This window comes from Arthrobacter sp. 10T419 (genome assembly GCF_056394105.1).
Window position 1 is genome coordinate 20,384 of record NZ_JBFTHF010000003.1, and the last position, 20,523, is coordinate 40,906.

Consider the following 20,523-nt stretch of genomic DNA (forward strand, 5'->3'; position numbering starts at 1 on the left):
ACGGCGGCCGTCAGAGCCCCAAGCGCGGCGCCTCCTGGGCCGGGCACGCGTTCATGACCACGTCCAGGCCGGCCGCCTTGGCACGTGCGGCGGCGGCTTCGTCGATGACGCCCAGCTGCAGCCAGAGAGCCTTCGCTCCGACGGCTATCGCCTGGTCCACCACGTCGCCCACCCTGTGCGAATTCACGAAGCAGTCCACGACGTCGAGCGGTTGCTTGGCCGCCGGAATGTCGGACAGCCTGGCGTAGCCCGTCTCGCCGTGTACCGGGTCGGCCGGAAGATTGACCGGGATGATCTCCATGCCGAGCCGGTCGCGGATATACAGCGACGTGTCATAGGCGGCGCGCCACTCGTTGGTGGTCAGGCCCACGATCGCCCACCTGCCCTTGGTGCGCAGGAGCCGTTCGATAACCGCGGGGTCGTTCACATGGGTCATGTAGACAGCCTATGGCCGACCACTGACTGGGCCGTGCCGCACCGGGCCGCCCGGGCCGCATTTCGAACAATCGACCGGCAGCCCGCGCAACGCGGGCAGGTGTCCGAATATTACGCGCCGGATTTGGGGGAAATCGGTGATTCCGTTTTAGTGGGTAGTGACCATCCCGAGCGGCCGAGAGACCTGGATCGATGAAGCCGCAGCAACCCTGGTCGTCGGAGTTCCTCCCCGGAACCCGCCGATAGCAAGGTAGCGAGCCACGGGAACGGCCGGACTGACCACCCGTGCCGGAGGCTCGTTCCGTAGGGTGCTACTGCCAGGACCGATGGAGTACTCCTATGACTGCTGTCCTGTCCCCCTCCGCAACTGTCGCGTCCGCGGACGCCTCCGCCGGGGAAACCACCCGCACGCCCGCGCTGCCGGTGTCCTTCCGCGGCCTGCGCCGAGCGTTCGGTTCCGGCAGCGAGGCCCACACCGTGCTCCGCGACGTGGACTTCGATGTCCTGGCCGGTGAAGTCCTCGCCATCCTGGGCACGTCCGGCTGCGGCAAGTCCACCCTGCTGCGCGCCACCGCCGGCCTCGATGCCCCCAGTGCCGGCGCCGTCGAGATCGACGGCGTCCAGGTACAGGGTGTGGATGCGCGCTGCGCCTTCGCCTTCCAGGAGCCGCGCCTGCTGCCCTGGCACACCCTGCAGGCCAACATCGCCATCGGCCTGCCCACCGGTGTCAGGGACGGCAAGGCCAAGGTCGCCCGGCTCCTTGAACTCGTGGGCCTGGAGGATTTCGCCAAGCACCGGCCGCGCGAGGTCTCCGGCGGCATGGCCCAGCGTGCCTCCCTGGCCCGCGCCCTGGCCCGCAACCCGGGCGTCCTGCTGCTCGACGAACCCTTCGGCGCCCTCGACGCCCTGACCCGGATCAAGATGCAGGACCTGCTGCTGCAGGTCCACCGGGCGGAGCCCACCACCGTGCTGCTGGTGACCCACGACGTCGACGAAGCCCTCCAGCTGGCCGACCGCATCATCGTCCTCGGCAAGGAACCGGCCCGCGCAACCGAATCCGGCACCCCGGCGCCGGGCGCGACGATTGTCCGCACCGTCGTGGTCCCCGGCGAACGTCCCCGGGACCGGGCTTCCGCGGAGTTGGCCCGAATGCGGGCCTCGCTCCTGGCCAGCCTCGGCGTCGACGGCCACTAACCACCCACCGCTCCCCGGACAACCGGCCGCGGGCCGCGCCACAGCCAGAGCCTGCCGCGCCGGCCCGCCCCACCGTCCTTCCCCTCCTCCGCATCCGCATCCACCGTTCTCAAAGGAACCTCCATGCCCTTCGCCCGCAAGACCAACCGCCGCTCCGTCACCCGCCGCTCGGTCCTCACGGCCGCGGCCGTCTCCGCCGCCCTGGCCCTCACCGGCTGCGTCGCCGGCGAGGGTTCCGGCAAGCCCGCAGCAAGCGGCGCCGCCGGGACCGCCGCACTGAACATCGATTTCGCGACCTACAACCCGTTGAGCCTCGTGATCAAGAAGAAGGGCTGGCTCGAGACAGCGTTGAAGGACCAGGGCGTCACCGTCAACTGGGTCCAGTCCGCCGGCTCGAACAAGGCCAACGAGGCGCTGCGGTCCGGCGCGATCGACGTCGGCTCCACCGCCGGCTCGGCTGCCCTCCTGGCCAAGGCCAACGGATCGCCGATCAAGGCGATTGACATCTTCTCGCAGCCGGAGTGGGCGGCGCTCGTAACCAAGCCGGGCTCCGGCATCAGCACGGTGGCCGACCTCAAGGGCAAGTCGGTGGCGGCCACCAAGGGCACCGACCCGTACTTCTTCCTGCTCCAGTCGCTCTCCGAAGCCGGCCTGTCCGCCAAGGACGTGACCGTGCAGAACCTGCAGCACGCCGACGGCCGTGCGGCGCTGGAAAACGGCTCGGTGGATGCGTGGTCCGGGCTCGACCCGATCATGGCCGGGGCCGAGCAGAAGGGCGCCAAGCTCTTCTACCGGAACCTCTCCTTCAACACCTACGGCTTCCTGAACGCCACCGAATCCTTCCTGAAGGAGAAGCCCAGGCAGGCGCAGGCCGTCGTCAACGCCTACGAGAAGGCGCGTGCCTGGGCGGCGGCCAACCCGGAGGAAACCGCACAGATCCTCGCCGACGCCGCAGGCCTGGACCTCGCCGTCGCGAAGACCGTGGTGCTGCAGCGCAGCAACCTCGATGTCAACCCGGCGCCGGGCGAGGCCCAGCGCAAGGTGCTGGCGAAGATCGGCCCGACCTTCGTGGAAACCGGGGACGTTGCACGCCAGAAGCAGATCGACGACGCCGTCGCCTCGCTTCTCGATGACTCGCTGGTGAAGAAGGCGGACGCGTCCGCCATCAAGGATTCCTGATGACCCACCTCGGAAATCCCTACCTCACCGGCAACAACGTTGCGGACGGGCGCGCTGCAGCCGTCCCCGCAACTCCGGCAGACGCCGCCCAGCCGGACTCCCCCGTCACGGGTGGAGGCGGCTCCCCGGCGAACGGATGGTCCCCCGCCGGGATCCTGGCCAACGGCTGGGCGCGTCTGCTCCTTGGACTGATCATTCCCGCTGCGGTGCTGGCCGCCTGGCAGCTCTCCACGGCCGCCGGGGTGTTCAGCGTGGTCCAGCTTCCGCCGCCGGCCATGGTGCTGGAGGCCGGCCTAGACCTGCTCCAGCGCGGCCAGCTCGGCCAGCACATCGCGATCTCCACCCAGCGCGTGCTGATCGGCTTCGCGGCCGGCGCGGCGCTGGGACTGGTGTTTGGGTCCCTGGTGGGCCTGTCCCGGTTCGCGGATGCCCTGCTCGCGCCCACCATCGGCGCGCTCCGGGCCGTCCCGTCGCTGGCCTGGGTGCCGTTGCTGATCCTCTGGATGAAGATCGGCGAGGACTCCAAGATCACCCTGATCCTGATCGGCGCGTTCTTCCCGGTCTTCACCACGGTCTCACTCGCGCTGCGTCACGTGGACCGGAACCTGGTCGAAGCGGCGCGGGCCTTCGGGCTCAAGGGCGTGAAGCTGCTGACCACGGTCCAGCTCCCGGCGGTCGTGCCGGCCGTGTTCTCCGGGCTCCGGCTCGCGCTGGCCCAGGCCTGGCTGTTCCTGGTCGCCGCCGAACTCATCGCCTCCTCAATGGGGCTCGGTTTCCTGCTGACGGATTCGCAGAACAACGGCCGCACGGACCGGCTCCTGCTGGCGATCGTGCTGCTGGCCGTGATCGGCAAGGTCACCGACGCCCTGCTGGGCCTCGCCGAAAAATGGGCGGTGAAACGATGGGCGTAGCTACCGAGACAGCACCGGCCAGTCTCCCCTCCACCGGGGAAGGGCGCATCGCGTTTTGGGAGGCGGCCGCCCTCCGGCTCGACTGGGCGGACGTGCCGGGCCAGGACAAGCCCTGGCACACCGCGCACCGCTGCGTCCCGGCCGACGCCGCGGCGGGCATGGGCCCGCAGATCAGCTGGTTCGACGGCGGGAAGCTCAATGTCGCCTACAACTGCGTCGACCGTCATGTAGCGGCGGGACGCGGCGACAAGGTGGCACTGCATTTCGAGGGCGAGCCCGGCGACCGCCGCACCATCACCTACGCCGAACTGCAGCGCGACGTGGCCAAGGCCGCCAACGCCCTGCTGGAGCTCGGCATCGCCAAGGGCGACCGGGTGGTCATTTACCTTCCGGTGATCCCCGAAACGGTGATCATCACCCTGGCCGTGGCCCGGATCGGCGCCATCCACTCGCTCGTGTTCGGCGGTTTCTCGGCCGAGGCGCTCAAGTTCCGGGTGGAAGACACGGGCGCCAAGCTGCTGGTCACCACCGACGGGCAGTTCCGCCGCGGCGTCGCCGTGCCGGTGAAGGCGAACGCGGACGCGGCCGTCGCCGGGGACAACGCGATCGAACACGTCCTGGTGGTCAACCGCACCACCGCGCCGGAACACCTGGCCGCCGTCCCGATGGCCGCAGGCCGTGACGTGTGGTGGCACGACGCCGTCGGGGCCGCCTCCGACGTCCACAAACCCGAGGCGTTCGACGCCGAGACACCCCTGTTCATCATGTACACCTCCGGAACCACCGGAAAGCCCAAGGGCCTGGTCCACACCTCCGGCGGCTACCTCACGCAGGCGTCCTGGAGCTTCGAGCATCTCTTCAGCAACCCGGACCCGGCCCTCCGCGACCTGGATGTGCACTGGTGCACGGCGGACCTGGCCTGGGTCACCGCCCACACCTACGAGCTCTACGGCCCGCTCTCCAACGGCGCCACGCAGGTGATCTTCGAGGGCACGCCCAACACCCCGCACCCGGGCCGGCACTTCGAAATCATCGAACGCTACGGCGTCACGCAGTACTACACCGCCCCCACCCTGGTCCGGTCGCTGATGGGCTGGTTCCCGGACGGCGTCCCGGCCGGCTACGACCTCTCCTCCATCCGTCTGCTGGGCACCGTCGGCGAAGCCGTCAACCCCGAGGCATGGCGCTGGTTCCGGGAGAACGTGGGCGCCGGCACGGCGCCGGTGGTGGACACCTGGTGGCAGTCCGAAACCGGCGCCACCATCCTCTCCCCCGCCCCGACGGACACCGACTTCAAACCCGGCTGCGCGGCCCGGCCGCTGCCCGGCGTCGGCACCCGGATCGTGGACGAGGCGGGCAACACCGTCCCGCCCGGAGTCCAGGGCTTCATCGTGGTGGACGCCCCCGGCCCTGCCATCGCCCGGACCGTGTGGGGGAACCCGCAACGCTACTTCGATTCCTACTGGCGCCAGTACGCCGAGCAAGGCTGGTTCCTCGCCGGCGACGGCGCCAAGTACGACGACGACGGCGACATCTGGATCCTCGGGCGGGTGGACGACACCCTTAACGTCTCCGGGCACCTGCTCTCCACGATCGAGATCGAATCTGCCCTCGTCTCGCACCCGGACGTCGTGGAGGCCGGCGTTTGCCCGGTCGCCGACCCAAAGACCGGGCACGCGATTGTGGCGTTCGTTGTGCTTCGGGAATCGGCGATGATCCCCTCCCGCCGCTTAGCGTTCCCGGACTCCCCCGAGCTCGCAAGCTCGCCCGGGGACCCCGGTCCGATCACTTCACTCGCTCGTTCCTCGCTCGCGCGATGCGCGGCTACGGAGGAAATCACCGCCGATTTGAAGGCTTGGGTCGGAGAAAGGATCGGGCCGATCGCGAAGCCGCGCGACGTCGTCGTCGTTCCCGACGTGCCGAAGACCCGCAGCGGCAAGATCATGCGCCGGTTGCTGACGCAACTGTTCGAAGGAACCACGCTCGGCGACACGACCTCCCTGCAGAATGAACCGTCGATCGCCGGCATCCAGACCGTCCTGCGCGACCGCAATAACACCGGAAATACCCCAGAAGTAAGGAACACCAATGACTGACACCAGCAGCGTCGCCCGTCTTTCCGAACCCCTGAAGTTCGCCTACTGGGTCCCCAACGTCTCCGGCGGCCTGGTGGTGTCCACCATCGAACAGCGCACCGGCTGGGACTTCGAGTACAACAAGAAGCTGGCCCGGATCGCCGAGAACTCCGGCTTTGAATACGCGCTGACCCAGACCCGCTACGCCGCCTCCTACGGCGCGGACAAGCAGCACGAGGCCACCTCGTTCAGCCTCGCCCTGCTGGCCGCCACCGAGCGGCTCAAGGTGATCTCCGCCGTCCACCCGGGCATGTGGCACCCCGGCGTGCTGGCTAAATTCATCATCACCGCGGACCACATCTCCAACGGCCGCGCCGCCGTGAACATCGTTTCCGGCTGGCTCAAGGCCGAATTCGAGAACTTCGGCCTCGAATGGCTCGAACACGACGAGCGCTACGTCCGGACCGAGGAGTTCATCCGCGTGCTCCGCGGGCTGTGGACCGAGCAGGAGTACAGCCAGTCCGGCAAGTACTACAACATCACCGACTTCACCCTGCAGCCGGCACCCGTGGATGTGCCCGGGCGGGCGCACCCGGAGATCTTCTTCGGCGGCAACTCCACCGCGGCCCAGGCCACGGCAGGCCGGGTCGCGGACTGGTACTTCTCCAACGGCAAGGACCTGGAAGGCTTCAAGGAGAACATCGCCGGCGTGGTTGCCGCTGCCGGTGACACCGGGCGCGGTGCCCAGGGAACCCTCCCGGCCGCTCTCCCCTCCCCCAGGTTCGGCCTGAACGGCTTCGTCATCGCCCGCGACTCCGAGAAGGAAGCCCGCGACACCCTGCGCGAGATCGTCGCGAAGGCGCACAAGCCCGCCGTCGAGGGCTTCCGCGCCGCCGTCCAGGAGGCCGGCGCGTCCACCAAGGACGGCAAGGGCATGTGGGCCGACTCCAGCTTCGAGGACCTGGTCCAGTACAACGACGGTTTCAAGACCCAGCTGATCGGTACCCCGGAGCAGATCGCCGAGCGGATTGTGGAGTACAAGAAGATCGGCGTGAACCTCTTCCTCACCGGCTACCTGCACTTCCAGGAGGAGGTCGCCGCGTTCGGTGCGGACATCCTGCCGATCGTGCGCGAACTCGAGGCGGACCTCGCCCGCAAGCACGGCTTCGAGCTCGACCTGTCCGGCACCCCGGCCGCCACCGGCACTGCCAGCAAGCTGGTGAACGCGTAATGGCTGACCGCAAGTTCGGTTTCCGCACCCGCGCCCTGCACGCCGGCGGCACGCCCGACGCCGAACACGGCGCCCGGGCCGTGCCGATCTACCAGACGACGTCGTTCGTGTTCAAGGACACCCAGGACGCCGCCAACCTGTTCGCGCTGCAGAAATACGGCAACATCTACTCCCGGATCGGCAACCCCACGGTGGCCGCGTTTGAAGAGCGCATCGCCTCGCTGGAGGGCGGCATCGGCGCGGTGGCCACATCCTCTGGCATGGCCGCGGAGTTCATTACCTTTGCCGCGCTCACCCAGTCCGGCGACCACATTGTGGCGGCATCCCAGCTTTACGGCGGCACAGTGACTCAGCTGGACGTCACGCTGCGCCGCTTCGGGGTGGACACCACGTTCGTGGCCGGCACCGACCCGGCGGACTACGCCGCCGCAGTCCGGGACAACACCAAGGCGATCTTCGTCGAGGTGGTGGCCAACCCCTCGTCGGAGGTCCAGGACCTTGAGGGGCTGGCCAAGGTTGCACACGACGCCGGCATCCCGCTCGTCGTCGACGCCACCTTGAGCACCCCGTACCTGGTTCGGCCGATCGAGCACGGCGCGGACATTGTGATCCACTCCGCCACGAAGTTCCTCGGCGGCCACGGCACCACCCTCGGCGGCGTCATCGTCGAAAGCGGCCGCTTCAACTGGGGCAACGGCAAGTTCCCCACCATGACCGAACCGGTGGCCTCCTACGGCAACGTCTCCTGGTGGGGGAACTTCGGCGAGTACGGCTTCCTCACCAAGCTGCGCTGCGAGCAGCTGCGCGACATCGGACCCGCACTGCCCCCCCAGTCGGCGTTCCAGCTGCTGCAGGGCGTGGAGACGCTCCCGCAACGCCTGGACGAGCACCTCAGGAACGCCCAGGCGGTGGCCGAATGGCTTGAAGCCGACGAGCGGGTGGCCTACGTGAACTATTCCGGCCTGCCCTCGCACCCGCACTTCGACCGGGCCCGGAAGTACCTGCCGCTGGGCCCCGGCTCGGTGTTCTCCTTCGGCGTCAAGGGCGGCCGAGCCGCGGGCCAGAAGTTCATCGAGTCCCTGCAACTGGCCTCGCACTTGGCCAACGTGGGCGACTCGCGGACCCTGGTGATCCACCCCGGCTCCACGACCCACCAGCAGCTCAGCCCGGCGCAGCTCGAATCCGCCGGCATCCCGGAGGACCTCGTCAGGATTTCGATCGGCCTCGAGGACATCGAGGACATCCTCTGGGACCTCGACCAGGCCCTGGACGCGGCAACCGAAGAGCCAGCCCCGGACACATCCGCCGGGGAAGTCCTTCCCGCGGATACCTGCACGATCGGAGCAAACGCATGAGCACCGAAGAAACCCGTACCTGGACCGGCCCGTCGGCGCCCGAGCGGTTGGCCCTGCTGCGCCAGGCCAAGTCGATCGCGATTGTGGGCGCCTCGGACAAGCCGTCGCGGGCGAGCTACTTCGTCGCGACCTACCTGCAGTCCTCGACCCGCTACAAGGTCTACTTCGTGAACCCGGTGGTGAAGGAGATCCTGGGCGAGCCGACGTACGCTTCGCTCGCTAACCTGCCGGAAAGCCCGGACATCGTCGACGTGTTCCGAAAGCATGATGACCTGCCCGGCGTGCTGGACGAGGCCATCGCCGCGGGCGCCAAGACGCTCTGGCTGCAGCTGGGCTCGTGGCACGAGGACGTCGCGAAGGAAGCCGAAGCGGCCGGACTCGACGTCGTGATGGACCGCTGTGTGAAGATCGAGCACGCCCGCTTCCACGGCGGCCTGCATCTGGCAGGCTTCGACACCGGTGTCATCTCCTCCAAGCGGCAGGTCCTCGCCTAACGAGGGGCCCTTAACCCAACTAGCTCGCAGTTGTTGTCGTATTGAGCACTCAAAACGACAACAACTGCGAGCTACTTGGGTTAACCGGGATGCCCAGGCGGCGCGACCGCTACGGCTTGGCGGTGGGGAAAGCCGTCGGAAGCCCGGGAAGTGCGGGGGACGTCGGCAGCGGCCCGGGTACGAGGCCCCGGCCGTTCTGGCCCTGGGAGCCGGGCTTTACGGGCCGGTGTCCCGGCGTCGGAAGAACTCCGCCGCGGCCGACGGCGGGAGGAGTAGCGACGGGGCCGGCATGCTTCGGGACCTGCGCCGTTGCGGGGGCCGAGGGCGCCGCCGGACCAGCCAGGGACGGAGACGTGCCAGCCGGCACCGGAACCGGGGCCGCCGGCAGATCCGAGGGCGTGCCGCCGGAAGGGGCAGGGGTCCGGCTGGGTGCGGCGGGGTGGAAAATAACGCCGAGGGTGTGGCCCACATTCTCACGGAAGTCGTGGCTGGAGGCCGCCACGGCGCCGGCACCGAGGCTCATTGCACCGATTACGGCGCCACCAATCAGGGCCATCCGGCGTTTGTGGCCGCGCCGCCGGTCCGCCAGGCTGCTCACACCGGCCGGAAGGTCGTCGGCGGAGCGGGCCACCGCATCAGCCGAACCGGCGGAGAGCAGCGCGGCAAGGTCTGCGCGGGGCGCCGGTGCCTGTTCCGGCACCAGGGCCTGCAGCTGCTCGAGGGTGCTGCGGAGTTCGGCGGCAGCTTCGAGGCCGGAGTCACGGAGCATCGCCTGGATGCTGCCATCCTGCTGGGGGTCGCGCGTGCCGGTCATGATGCTGCGTGGTCCTTTTCGGTTACAAGTTCGCGCAGGGCACTGAGCCCGCGCCGCTGAAGCTGTTTGATGGCACCCGGGGTCTTACCCATGATGCCGGCCACCTGATCGATGGAGAGGTCTGCGACGATCCGCAGGACCAGGACTTCCCGCTGCTCTTCGTTGAGCCGGGCAAGTGTGTGGGACAGGCCGCCCAGGGAACCAAGCGCCTCGTCCTCCGCGGAAGCGGAACACCGCGCGTCGTTCAGCGGGTCATATTCGGCCAGGTACGGTGTGCGCTCGGCGCGCCGGTGGTGGTCGACCAGCCGGGCATGGGCGACGGAGAAGATGAAGGTCCGCAACCCGGTGTGGCCGCCGGTGACGTTGGCCAGCCTCGGCAGAACGTCCACGAAGACGTCCTGGGTGAGGGCCTCGGCGTCGTCAACGCCCTTGGCCCGGAAGTAGCCGAGCACCGCCGGGGAGATCACGGTGTAGACGGCGCTGAATCCTGACGGGTCGCCAGCCAGAGCTGCTGACAGTTCGTCGTCGCTCAGCTGGTCTGCCAAGAGGCTTTCCTTCCGTTACTGCAGGGGGTGCGGCCCCCGATAGTCTAGCGGCCGCACCCCGTCGCCTCCGAAGAGAGGCGTTTGGTGCTTACTTGTCGAGCTTGGGCTGCTCAACCGACGGAACAGCCGGCACGGCCTTGACAGCCGGGGCGCCCTTGGCGGCGGGAACGGCCGGGGTGGCGACGGTTACGCCGGCGTGGGCCTTGGCCTCGGCAGCGCCCTTGGCATTGGCGGCACCGTCGACGGCAACGCCGTCCTTGTCAGCGGACACGGAGCCCTCAGCGGCACCCTCGGTGCCCTCGACGTCGGCGTCCCCCTTGGCGGACCCGTCAGCGTTCGGGGTAGCCGGAACGGCCGGAACGGCCGGGGTGGCCGGTGCGTCGGGCAGTTCCGTGGTAGCCGGAACAGCGGGGGTGGCGGGCGTAGCCTGGTTCACTTCAGCCTGCTGGGTGCTGGACGTCTGGGCCGCGTTGGCCAGGCCGATTCCGGAGAAACCTCCGACCGCGAGAATCGCGGCGCCGACAGCAATCTTGGTGGTCTTGCTAACACTCTTCATGAAAAACGTACATCCTTTGGTTGGTTGAAGGCTGGCCGGCGCCTGATGGGGGCAGGCGCCAGCCGGCACTTACGGTCGAAGTCCTGTCGGCACCTGATGGGGCAGGTGCCCGTCGGATCTCTCTCGAAGTCCCCGGCGCCTGATGGGGGCAGGCGCCGGTCGGATCTTCAGCTACAAGGCCGGCCGGACTTGGTGGGGGGACCAGGGCTCCGGGCGGCGCTTACAAAGGAGTAATCGCTGGGGCACACCGAAAGGTTACGCATCGATGAGAATTTCTTTTTTGTTTTTTGGGCGGCCCCCGCGACGGTCCCGAACTGCGGCTTTAACGACGACGGCGGCGGGTCACCATTGCAGGTGACCCGCCGCCGCCGTCGTGCGCCGGTTGCTGAAGCGTCAGTCGTTGATGAGGTCGTTGACCACGATCGTCTGGTCGCGGTCCGGGCCGACGCCGATCGCGGAGAACCGGGTGCCGGAGAGTTTTTCCAGGGCCAGCACGTAGTTCCGGGCGTTCTCCGGCAGGTCGTCCAGGGTGCGGGCGCCGGTGATGTCCTCGGTCCAGCCCTCGAAGTACTCGAAAATCGGCTTGGCGTGGTGGAACTCGGTCTGGGTCATCGGCATTTCGTCGTGGCGGACGCCGTCGACGTCGTACGCCACGCAAACGGGGATCTGCTCGATGCCGGTGAGCACGTCAAGTTTGGTCACGAAGTAGTCCGTGAAGCCGTTCACGCGGGAGGCATGGCGCGCCAGGACGGCGTCGTACCAGCCGCAACGGCGCGGACGGCCGGTGTTAACGCCGAACTCGCCGCCGGTCTTCTGCAGGTACAGGCCCATCTCATCGAACAGCTCCGTGGGGAACGGTCCGGCGCCGACACGGGTGGTGTAGGCCTTGATGATGCCGATGGAGCGCGAGATCCGGGTGGGGCCGATGCCCGAGCCCACGGAGGCTCCGCCCGCGGTGGGGTTCGAGGAGGTCACGAACGGGTAGGTGCCGTGGTCGACGTCCAGGAACGTGGCCTGGCCGCCCTCCATGAGGACCACCTTGCCCTCGTCCAGCGCCTTGTTCAGCACGAAGGTGCTGTCGATGACCAGCGGGCGCAGGCGTTCGGCGAAGGACAGGAAGTAGTCCACGATCTCGTCCACCTCGATGTCCCGGCGGTTGTAGACCTTGACCAGCAGTTCGTTCTTCTGCCGCAGCGAGCCTTCGACCTTCTGCCGCAGGATGGAGGCGTCGAACACATCCTGGACGCGGATGCCGAGGCGGGCCACCTTGTCCATGTAGGCGGGGCCGATGCCGCGGCCGGTGGTGCCGATCGCGCGGCTGCCGAGGAACCGTTCGGTGACCTTGTCCAGCACCTGGTGGTACGGCGCCACGAGGTGGGCGTTGGCGGAGACGCGCAGCTTGGAGGTGTCCGCGCCGCGGGCTTCGAGGCCATCGATCTCCTGGAACAGGGCTTCAAGGTTCACCACGCAACCGTTGCCGATCACCGGGACTGCGTTCGGGCTCAGGATGCCGGCAGGAAGGAGCTTCAGCTCATACTTCTCACCGCCCACGACGACGGTGTGCCCGGCGTTGTTGCCGCCGTTGGGCTTCACGACGTAGTCGACACGGCCGCCGAGCAGGTCGGTGGCCTTACCTTTGCCTTCGTCGCCCCATTGGGCTCCGACGATCACGATTGCTGGCATGGGATCCTCCCCCATTCGTTCGGGCCGGACTGTGTGTGATCCACCAGGTGGTCACCGCAGCTCAGCACCGTTCATGAGAATGCCCCGGATCTACCGCTGTGCTCTTACCATCAACGCCAGAGTCCGGGGCTCTTACCACCCAAGTTTAGCCGAAATCGGTGGCCGGCACCGTTTTTGCTCCCCGCGTGGACACTGCGACACATAGCGGGCACGACTTGCGGCAAAGGCGTGGGTGGAATTAAGTGAGAGTGACCATCCCGAGCGGCCGAGGGACCTGGACCGTTGACGCCGCAGCAACCCTGCCGGACTCAGCCTGCCTCCGTGGCCGGCCTGCCAGCGAGGGTGCTACCGCCAGGACCGATGGAAGGAAACCGCGCCATGTCCCAGAACACCGACCACATCCGCGTCACCCACGCCGGCTCATTGCCCCGGACGCCGGAGCTCATCGCCGCGAACGAGGCCAAGGAAGCCGACGGCGTCACCCCCGAGTTCCTGGATCTGCTGGAGACCTCGGTGGTGGACGTCGTGCAGCGCCAGAAGGATCTGGGCGTCGACATCCCCAACGACGGCGAGTACGGCCACACGATGTCCAGCACGGTGGACTACGGCGCCTGGTGGAACTACTCCTTCTCCCGGCTCGGCGGACTGGAACCCACCGAGGTGGACCGCTGGGCCGACGCCAAGGTCCACCGTTCCTCGCCCGGCCACATCGTCCTCACCTCGTTCCCGGACCGCCGTGACCGGCAAAAGTTCAACGACGCGTACAACGACCCCTCCTCCGGGATCCTGGCCCACCGCAAAGCCGTCACACAGCCAAAAATCGCCGGACCACTGACGTACACCGGCCAGGCGCTCGTGGCCTCGGACATCACCAACCTCAAGACCGGCCTGGCCGCGGCCGGCCTCACCGAGGGGTTCGTCGCCTCCCTCTCCCCCGGCTCCTGCGCCCGCGTCGCCAACGAGTACTACCAGAGCGATGAGGAACTCCTCTACGCCTGCGCCGATGCCATGCGCGAGGAATACAAGGCCATCATCGACGCCGGCCTGACCGTCCAGCTCGACGACCCCTCCCTGGCCGAGAGCTGGGACCAGATCAACCCCGAGCCGAGCCTCGAGGACTACCTGAAGTTCATCCAGCTCCGGGTCGAAGCCACCAACTGGGCGCTGCGCGACCTCCCGCAGGACCAGATCCGACTGCACGTGTGCTGGGGATCCTGGCACGGACCGCACACCACGGACATCCCCTTCGCGGACATCATCGGCTCCGTCCTGCAGATCAACGCCGGCGCCTACTCCTTCGAGGCGGCCAACGTGCGGCACGAGCACGAATGGCGGGTCTGGGAGGACACCAAGCTTCCCGAGGGAAAGTCGATCATCCCCGGCGTCGTCTCCCACGCCACCAACGTCGTGGAGCACCCGGACCTGGTGGCGGACCGGATCGTGCGCTTCGCGGACCTGGTGGGCCGCGAAAACGTGATTGCGTCCACGGACTGCGGCCTCGGCGGCCGCGTCCATCCACAGATCGCCTATGCCAAGCTCGAAGCGCTCGGGGAAGGCGCACAGCGGGCCAGCAAGCGGCTCTGGTAGCCGAACCGGGCCGGCCGGCCGCTGCCGGCCCGGGCAACTCGCCGGACATTTCGCGGGGCTTGATAGACTGGTAGAGACCGAACAGGAATCGGTCCACACCACATTTTCAAACCACTCCGGCCTCCGCGCGCCCTGTCTTTGGCGTGCCCGCAGCCGGTCTGGCAGCTTTACCAATCCGCAGGAGACCCAGCAATACATGACAGCCCTGGCCACTGAAAATTTCCGCGAACAGCTCCTGAGCCGCCGTTACGAAGCTAACGTCGCGCCGGTCAACGAACTGTGCGACGCACTGCAGACCGCCAAAGCTGGCACCACGGTCCCCTACGTGGATCCCGCCCACGACATTGACGAGTGCCGCATCATCAGCCTGTACTCCAACATCGGCACGGCGGATCCGTCCGGCTTCATCACCGCCGGGGACGAGGAAGCTGCCACCCGCATGCTCGGCATCCAGTGGAAGCTGGGCCTGCGCCCGGAGTTCGTCATGCCGTGGAACGTGCACCCGTGGCACGTGGGCGAGGAGCCGAACGGCAAGTTCACCCCGGACCAGATCTCGGCCGGCCTCAAGCCGTTGCTGAAGTTCCTCGCCCTGGTGCCGCGCGCGTCCGTCATTGTGGCGCACGGAACCGAAGCCAACCGCCTGGCCAACCTGCTGCTCAAGACCGAGGTGCCGATGATCTGGCGCCGCGGCCTGAAGACGTACAAGGTCCGCTCGCTTAGCGGCCGCGCGTTCGCCGGCACCCCGGCCCGCCAGGAGCAGTACCTCGAGGACATGCGCGTCGCCTACGCCGACGCCATGGCCCGCACCGGACTGGCCAAGGCCAGCTGACCCACCCGCGTTAACGACGGCGGGCGCCCACCGAAAGGTGAGCGCCCGCCGTCGTCGCTTAAACCCCAACGCGGGGTCACTTACAGCCCATCCGCGGTGGCGGAATGGGCCGTAAGTGACCCCGCGTTGCGTTAAGTCGCGGTGCCTGTCAGCCCTCGGCTTCGATGGCTGCCTTGGCGGTGGGGTCGGAGTCCTTGAGGAACTTCTCGATCCGCTCGGGCTCCTCGGCCTCGCCGATCGCCGCGGACGCGCGGCCCAGCGAGTACAGGGCGCGCAGGAAGCCGCGGTTCGGTTCGTGCTCCCACGGGATCGGGCCCACGCCGCGCCAGCCGTTACGGCGCAGCGAGTCCAGGCCGCGGTGGTAGCCGACCCGGGCGTAGGCGTAGGAATCGATGGTCCGGCCTTCCTTCCACGCTTCCTCGGCCAGCACGGCCCAGAGCAGCGAGGACGTCGGGTGCTTCTCCACCAGATCCAGCGCCTCCTGGCCCGCATCCAGCCCCGCGTTGACCTCAGTCTCGGCAGGCAGCAGCGTGGGCTCGGGGCCCATCAGGTTCTTGCGGAACTCGTCCGACATGACTAGAACGTCTTGCCGGTGGAGCCGAGCTGCTGGGCAGCCTCGACCACGCGGGCGGCCAGGCCGGCTTCGGCGGACGCGCCCCAGACACGGGGGTCGTACAGCTTCTTGTTGCCGACCTCGCCGTCGACCTTCAGGACGCCGTCGTAGTTGCGGAACATGTGGTCCACCACCGGGCGGGTGTAGGCGTACTGGGTGTCGGTGTCGATGTTCATCTTGATCACGCCGTAGGAGACGGCGTCCGCGATCTCCTGCTCGGAGGAGCCGGAGCCGCCGTGGAAGACGAGGTCGAACGGGTTGGCCTTGCCGATCTTCGCGCCGACCTGCTCCTGGATGTCCTTGAGGATTTCCGGACGCAGCTTGACGCCGCCCGGCTTGTACACGCCGTGCACGTTGCCGAAGGTCAGGGCCGTGATGTAGCGGCCGTTCTCGCCGGAGCCGAGGGCGTCGATGGTCGCGAGGGCGTCCTCGACCGTGGTGTAGAGCTTGTCGTTGATGGCGTTCTCGACGCCGTCTTCCTCGCCGCCGACGGTGCCGATCTCGACCTCGAGGATCATCTTGGCCGCGGCGGTGCGCGCGAGCAGTTCACGCGCGATCCGGAGGTTCTCCTGCAGGGTTTCGGCCGAGCCGTCCCACATGTGCGAGTTGAAGAGCGGGTTGCGGCCGGCCTTGACCTCGGCCTCGGAGGCGGCGAGCAGCGGCAGGACGAAGCCGTCCAGCTTGTCCTTGGGGCAGTGGTCCGTGTGCAGGGCGATGTTGACGCCGTAGTTCTTGGCCACTTCGCGGGCGAACGCGGCGAAGCCCAGGGAACCGGCCACCATGTCCTTGGTGGAGGCGCCGGACCAGTAGGCGGCGCCGCCGGTGGAGACCTGGACGATGCCGTCGGACTCGGCCTCGGCGAAGCCGCGCAGGGCGGCGTTCAGGGTCTGGGAGGAAGTGACGTTGACGGCCGGGAACGCGAAGCCGCCCGTCTTTGCGCGGTCGATCATCTCGGAGTAGATCTCTGGGGTTGCAATGGGCATGCTGACTCCTAAAGTGAATTTCGTCTGCGGGCTGGGTTGACCCTGGAGTGAACCTCGTCGGCTACGAACCATCCTAGCCATTCCTGCGCACGGCAGTGTCTCCGGTCACGCGGGGGCTGTAACACTCGCTCCCGCGCCTTGCGTCGCCTCCCGCCGAGATGGCACCACGCGGCAGTGTGGCCGCCCAACATTGCCGCCAACTGTCACTTCGCGCGCCAGCCCCGGCTCTCCAGCGCCGCCCGGACCTTGCGGACGACGGCGGGGCGGTCACCGGCGAGGTCGAAACGGGAAACCCGGAGCTCCAGCCAGCCGAACCTCGCGGTGGTGTCGGCCCGGCGGATGTCCTTCAGGTACTGTTCCTCCCCGTTGTGGTGCGCCCCGTCGTACTGCAGCGCGAGCCTCCACTGCGGGTACGCCGCGTCGGGCCAGAGCACGGGGGCCGTGTCCCCACCCCACATCGGCTCGCCCCACACCACGTGATTCAGCACCGGCTCGGGCAGGCCCGCGCGCACCAGGGCGAGGCGCATCTGCGTTTCCGGCGCCGAGTCGGCGCCCACCCGGATGAGTTCGGCGGCGGTCCTCGCCTTGCGCACGCCGCGGACTCCCGGGTGCCGGGCCGCCATCTCCCTCAGGTCCGCGACGCTGCACAATGCCCGGCGGGGAAACGGATGTCCCTGACCGTGTTCGCAGACGAGGGAATCGCCCACGGCAACAAGTTCCTCCGGCCCCAGAACCGCGGCCAGGTCCAGCCACGTCCGGGCCGGCGAGGTGAGCCGGACGCCGTCGAGCTCCACCACTTCGTCCGGCAGCAGCGTCAGAAGATGCCCGACGACGTTTGCCTGACGCGGCATGCTGGAGCCCCTGCGGCGGGCAAGGTGGATGCGCCAGTCTTCGCCCTGCCAGGGCGGCAGCGGTGCTTCCCAGAGGCGGGCCGCCGAGCCGAGCGCGAGGATGGAATCGTCATCAAGGTCGGTATAGGCGCGCAGGGCGGCCGCTCCGGCGGCCGCCGAGTCCGTCGGGACCCGAATGCCGCGGGACACGGTCACCAGATCCCGCGCCGCGGTCCGCGTACGGGTGACGCCGGCCTTGTCCGCGGCACGGAGTGAGAAGGATCCGGTGGTCAGATGGAACGGAAGCGGTGCCCGGCGCATGGGCCCAGTCTTGCCGCTTCGGGCACTGTCCGATGCGGTTATCCACAGCCCTTTGCCGCAATCCGCGCCGAGGTGGCATTTCACGGCAGTGTCGGGCGCAAACACTGCCGTCAAGTGTCACTTCGCGGGGTGCCGCTACCCCGGGAGCTGGTTGAAGACGTGCCGGCGGATCCAGGCGTGCATCGCGATCGCGGCCGCGGAGGCGGCGTTGATCGAGCGGGTGGAACCGAACTGCTCGATCGACAGCGTCGCGACGGCGGCCTCGTGGACCTCCGGCGTCAGGCCCGGGCCTTCCTGGCCGAATACCAGCACGCAGTCCCGGGGCAGCTCGTAGGTTTCCAGCGGGACGGAATCGGGGAAGATGTCGATCCCGATCACGGCCAGCCCCTCCCCGTGCGCCCAGGCGACAAAGTCCTCAACGGTGGCGTGGTGGCGGACGTGCTGGTAGCGGTCGGTGACCATCGCCCCGCGGCGGTTCCACCGGCGTCGTCCGATGATGTGGACTTCCTTGGCCAGGAACGCGTTGGCGGTGCGGACGACGGTGCCGATGTTCATGTCGTGCTGCCAGTTTTCAATCGCGATGTGGAAATTGTGGCGCCGCGAATCCAGCTCGGCGACAATCGCCTCGTGCTTCCAGTAACGGTACTTGTCCACCACGTTGCGGCGGTCGCCGTCCGCGAGCAGGTCCGGGTCCCAGTGTTCGCCCTCCGGCCACTGCCCCTGCCAGGGGCCGACGCCGACCTCCGCCTTGGGCTCCGCCTCGCCGTCCGGAACGGCCACGCTGCCGGCAGTGGGTTCGCTGGGAGTCTCGGGTTCAGTCACGACTCAACATTAGACTGGGACCTGTTGCGGCACACTATCGGCGGAGGGCACCATGGCGGACCAGTATGAAGACCAAGGGACAGACCAGCGTTCAGACTCCGATGACGTGCGGTCCACGTCCTCGGTGTACCGCAGCGGCCAGGAGATCGAGTGCTGGCTGACAGACATGGACGGCGTGCTGGTCCACGAGAACCAGCCGATCCCGGGCGCCTCGGAACTGATCCAGCGCTGGGTGGACACGTCCAAGCGGTTCCTGGTCCTGACCAACAATTCCATCTTCACCCCCCGGGACCTCGCGGCGAGGCTGAAGAGTTCCGGCCTGGAAATCCCGGAGGAGAACATCTGGACCTCGGCCCTGGCCACGGCGCAGTTCCTCAAGGACCAGGTACGCGGCTCCGAGTCCGGCAACCGCGCCTACACGATCGGCGAGGCCGGGCTGACGACGGCGCTGCATGAGGCCGGCTTCATCCTCACCGACCAGGACCCCGACTTTGTGGTGCTCGGCGAAACCCGGACCTACTCCTTTGAAGCCATCACCATGGCCATCCGCCTGATCCTCGGCGGCGCCCGCTTCATCGCGACCAACCCCGACGCCACCGGGCCTTCCAAGGACGGACCGATGCCGGCCACCGGTGCGATCGCCGCGCTCATCACCAAGGCAACCGGCCGCGAACCCTACATTGTGGGCAAGCCGAACCCGATGATGTTCCGTTCGGCGATGAACCAGATCGACGCGCACTCGGAGACCACCGCCATGATCGGGGACCGGATGGACACGGACATCATCGCCGGCATGGAGGCGGGGCTGCACACGGTGCTGGTGCTCAGCGGCATCACGCATAAGGACGACATTGCGGCCTACCCGTTCCGGCCCAACCAGATCCTGAACTCGGTCGCGGACCTGAAGAACCAGATCTGAACGGACTAGTCCGAGGGGTCCGCCCTCGTCCTAGAAGGCGGTCTTCTTGCCGCCGCCGGACGGCAGCGGCAGGAACTCGTCCTGGAGCTCCTCGATGAGCGGCCGGTAGACCGAGGGGTTCCACTGCGGGCTGGCATGCGCCGGCCGCGCCCCGTCCGTCCGCAATGAATCCGAGACCATGTTCGCCTTGAACCGCAGCATCCAGGTGTCCCGCGCCGTCTCGTAGCTCACGGTCTGGTCCCCGGGGTTGCCGATGAATGCCATCTTCGCGTCCCCCAGCTTGCCGACGAAGCGGTTCAGGTCGAAGTGGTAGATGTAGGCCGATTCGGTCTGGATCAGCACGCTGGACGGGGCAATCGGCGAGAGCTGTTCCAGGGTCTGGTCCAGCACCTGGCCCCAGCTGCGTTCATGCTTGTTCAGCATGCGTTCGCCGAGCTCGTAGCCGCCGCGCAGCACGGTGGGGAACCGGAACCCGCTCTCGTACAGGAACACCACCCCCTCGAACCAGCTCTGGTCCAGGACGTCATACCGGCTGGAAGGGCTGGAGTCGAGCAGGATGAACGCCACCTTGACGCCATGCAGTTCCAGCAACCGGGCGGCGACCTGCACCGCGACCATGCCGCCGAAGCTGTGGCCGTAGAAGTAGATGGTGTCGAGCTGGTGGGCGCGGATGTACTCGATGACCGCGATCACGATCTTGTCGATGTCCAGGCCAAGGTTGGAATAGCCGACGGCGGCCAGTTGGCCCCGCTTGGTCAGCGCGCCGCGCAGCGAGTTCAGGATCCACTGCGCCTCTTCCCAGCTGGTCTTGTAGCCGGGGAAAAGGAACCAGCTGGCGTGGGGGAAATACAGTTCCGCGACGTCGTCGGGCACCGGGAGGATCTTGTTCACCCGCCGCTCGGCCTGCACCCGGCGGGTGAACAGCATGTCCCCGGCCAGGACCGAGGCGGCACCCGCGCCGATCAGGAAGTTCCGCCGCGAAAACCGTTCGAGTTCAGCGGCATGCCGGAGTACGCGGGCCTCGGCGTCCCGGGATTCGCGCCCGTCGTTCGCTTCCGTCTCATGCGGCACACCTCTACCGTAGCCACTGCGACGGTGCAGCAGAAACGGAGGGTGAAACAGCGATCCGCGACGCGGTTCCGGCCCG

Annotated in this window: 20 protein-coding genes; 10 read left to right on the forward strand and 10 right to left on the reverse strand. The window is 68.0% G+C overall.

The window, feature by feature from the left end; genetic code table 11:
* Window positions 1–10 precede the first annotated feature (10 nt).
* Entirely contained in the window at window positions 11–436 is a 426-nt protein-coding gene (locus AC1DBD_RS06345; RefSeq protein ID WP_441417909.1) for a CoA-binding protein, read from the reverse strand.
* Window positions 437–774: 338 nt separating this feature from the next.
* Between AC1DBD_RS06345 and AC1DBD_RS06350 the strand changes: the two genes are divergently transcribed.
* The 7 genes from AC1DBD_RS06350 to AC1DBD_RS06380 all read left to right on the forward strand — a co-directional run bounded on the left by AC1DBD_RS06350 (window position 775) and on the right by AC1DBD_RS06380 (window position 8,874).
* On the forward strand, window positions 775–1,629 hold the full coding sequence (locus AC1DBD_RS06350; RefSeq protein ID WP_476981672.1) for an ABC transporter ATP-binding protein: 855 nt from the start codon (window positions 775–777) through the stop codon (window positions 1,627–1,629).
* A gap of 123 nt (window positions 1,630–1,752) precedes the next feature.
* Window positions 1,753–2,808, forward strand: coding sequence for an aliphatic sulfonate ABC transporter substrate-binding protein (locus AC1DBD_RS06355; protein WP_476981673.1), 1,056 nt, complete (start codon window positions 1,753–1,755; stop codon window positions 2,806–2,808).
* Complete coding sequence (locus AC1DBD_RS06360; protein ID WP_441417912.1) at window positions 2,808–3,719, forward strand: ABC transporter permease; 912 nt, start codon at window positions 2,808–2,810, stop codon at window positions 3,717–3,719. The genes AC1DBD_RS06355 and AC1DBD_RS06360 overlap by 1 nt, the downstream gene beginning before the upstream one ends.
* The gene (locus tag AC1DBD_RS06365; RefSeq protein WP_476981674.1) at window positions 3,710–5,815 is read left to right on the forward strand and encodes an acetate--CoA ligase; all 2,106 of its coding nucleotides are present in this window, start codon (window positions 3,710–3,712) and stop codon (window positions 5,813–5,815) included. The genes AC1DBD_RS06360 and AC1DBD_RS06365 overlap by 10 nt, the downstream gene beginning before the upstream one ends.
* On the forward strand, window positions 5,808–7,025 hold the full coding sequence (gene sfnG, locus AC1DBD_RS06370; RefSeq protein ID WP_476981675.1) for a dimethylsulfone monooxygenase SfnG: 1,218 nt from the start codon (window positions 5,808–5,810) through the stop codon (window positions 7,023–7,025). Before AC1DBD_RS06365 ends, sfnG begins: the two co-directional genes overlap by 8 nt.
* Window positions 7,025–8,380, forward strand: coding sequence for an O-acetylhomoserine aminocarboxypropyltransferase/cysteine synthase family protein (locus tag AC1DBD_RS06375; RefSeq protein ID WP_476908984.1), 1,356 nt, complete (start codon window positions 7,025–7,027; stop codon window positions 8,378–8,380). Before sfnG ends, AC1DBD_RS06375 begins: the two co-directional genes overlap by 1 nt.
* Window positions 8,377–8,874, forward strand: a complete 498-nt coding sequence (locus tag AC1DBD_RS06380) for a CoA-binding protein (protein WP_476981676.1) — start codon at window positions 8,377–8,379, stop codon at window positions 8,872–8,874. The genes AC1DBD_RS06375 and AC1DBD_RS06380 overlap by 4 nt, the downstream gene beginning before the upstream one ends.
* A gap of 109 nt (window positions 8,875–8,983) precedes the next feature.
* On the opposite strand, the gene AC1DBD_RS06385 is transcribed toward AC1DBD_RS06380, so the two are convergent.
* From AC1DBD_RS06385 to AC1DBD_RS06400, 4 genes are all read right to left on the reverse strand, one after another.
* Window positions 8,984–9,688 (reverse strand): hypothetical protein, encoded by a 705-nt coding sequence (locus tag AC1DBD_RS06385; protein WP_476981677.1) that lies wholly within the window; start codon window positions 9,686–9,688, stop codon window positions 8,984–8,986.
* A complete protein-coding gene (locus AC1DBD_RS06390; protein WP_441417918.1) occupies window positions 9,685–10,233 on the reverse strand; it encodes an RNA polymerase sigma factor in 549 nt (182 codons plus the stop codon). The genes AC1DBD_RS06385 and AC1DBD_RS06390 overlap by 4 nt, the downstream gene beginning before the upstream one ends.
* Window positions 10,234–10,321: 88 nt before the next feature.
* Window positions 10,322–10,789, reverse strand: coding sequence for a hypothetical protein (locus AC1DBD_RS06395; RefSeq protein WP_476981678.1), 468 nt, complete (start codon window positions 10,787–10,789; stop codon window positions 10,322–10,324).
* A 393-nt stretch (window positions 10,790–11,182) separates the two neighbouring features.
* Complete coding sequence (locus AC1DBD_RS06400; RefSeq protein WP_441417920.1) at window positions 11,183–12,472, reverse strand: adenylosuccinate synthase; 1,290 nt, start codon at window positions 12,470–12,472, stop codon at window positions 11,183–11,185.
* 378 nt (window positions 12,473–12,850) lie between these two features.
* Between AC1DBD_RS06400 and AC1DBD_RS06405 the strand changes: the two genes are divergently transcribed.
* Together AC1DBD_RS06405 and AC1DBD_RS06410 are read left to right on the forward strand one after the other, a co-directional pair.
* A complete protein-coding gene (locus tag AC1DBD_RS06405; RefSeq protein WP_476981679.1) occupies window positions 12,851–14,059 on the forward strand; it encodes a cobalamin-independent methionine synthase II family protein in 1,209 nt (402 codons plus the stop codon).
* A 196-nt stretch (window positions 14,060–14,255) separates the two neighbouring features.
* Window positions 14,256–14,888, forward strand: a complete 633-nt coding sequence (locus tag AC1DBD_RS06410; RefSeq protein ID WP_441417922.1) for a uracil-DNA glycosylase family protein — start codon at window positions 14,256–14,258, stop codon at window positions 14,886–14,888.
* A gap of 148 nt (window positions 14,889–15,036) precedes the next feature.
* Here AC1DBD_RS06410 and AC1DBD_RS06415 read toward each other — a convergent pair whose 3' ends face one another.
* The 4 genes from AC1DBD_RS06415 to AC1DBD_RS06430 form a co-directional block, all read right to left on the reverse strand.
* Window positions 15,037–15,462: a DUF3151 domain-containing protein gene (locus AC1DBD_RS06415; RefSeq protein WP_476917830.1), complete on the reverse strand. Its 426-nt coding sequence runs from the start codon at window positions 15,460–15,462 to the stop codon at window positions 15,037–15,039.
* A 2-nt stretch (window positions 15,463–15,464) separates the two neighbouring features.
* The gene (gene fbaA / locus AC1DBD_RS06420) at window positions 15,465–16,484 is read right to left on the reverse strand and encodes a class II fructose-bisphosphate aldolase (protein WP_175322196.1); all 1,020 of its coding nucleotides are present in this window, start codon (window positions 16,482–16,484) and stop codon (window positions 15,465–15,467) included.
* Between the two features lie 203 nt (window positions 16,485–16,687).
* Complete coding sequence (locus AC1DBD_RS06425; protein ID WP_476981680.1) at window positions 16,688–17,635, reverse strand: hypothetical protein; 948 nt, start codon at window positions 17,633–17,635, stop codon at window positions 16,688–16,690.
* A gap of 135 nt (window positions 17,636–17,770) precedes the next feature.
* Window positions 17,771–18,457, reverse strand: a complete 687-nt coding sequence (locus tag AC1DBD_RS06430) for a TrmH family RNA methyltransferase (RefSeq protein WP_476981681.1) — start codon at window positions 18,455–18,457, stop codon at window positions 17,771–17,773.
* Window positions 18,458–18,509: 52 nt separating this feature from the next.
* Between AC1DBD_RS06430 and AC1DBD_RS06435 the strand changes: the two genes are divergently transcribed.
* Window positions 18,510–19,376, forward strand: coding sequence for an HAD-IIA family hydrolase (locus tag AC1DBD_RS06435; RefSeq protein WP_441417926.1), 867 nt, complete (start codon window positions 18,510–18,512; stop codon window positions 19,374–19,376).
* A 30-nt stretch (window positions 19,377–19,406) separates the two neighbouring features.
* Here AC1DBD_RS06435 and AC1DBD_RS06440 read toward each other — a convergent pair whose 3' ends face one another.
* Window positions 19,407–20,447 carry a thioesterase domain-containing protein gene (locus AC1DBD_RS06440; RefSeq protein WP_476981682.1) on the reverse strand — a complete coding sequence of 347 codons (1,041 nt, stop codon included), beginning with the start codon at window positions 20,445–20,447 and terminating at the stop codon, window positions 19,407–19,409.
* Window positions 20,448–20,523: the final 76 nt, after the last annotated feature.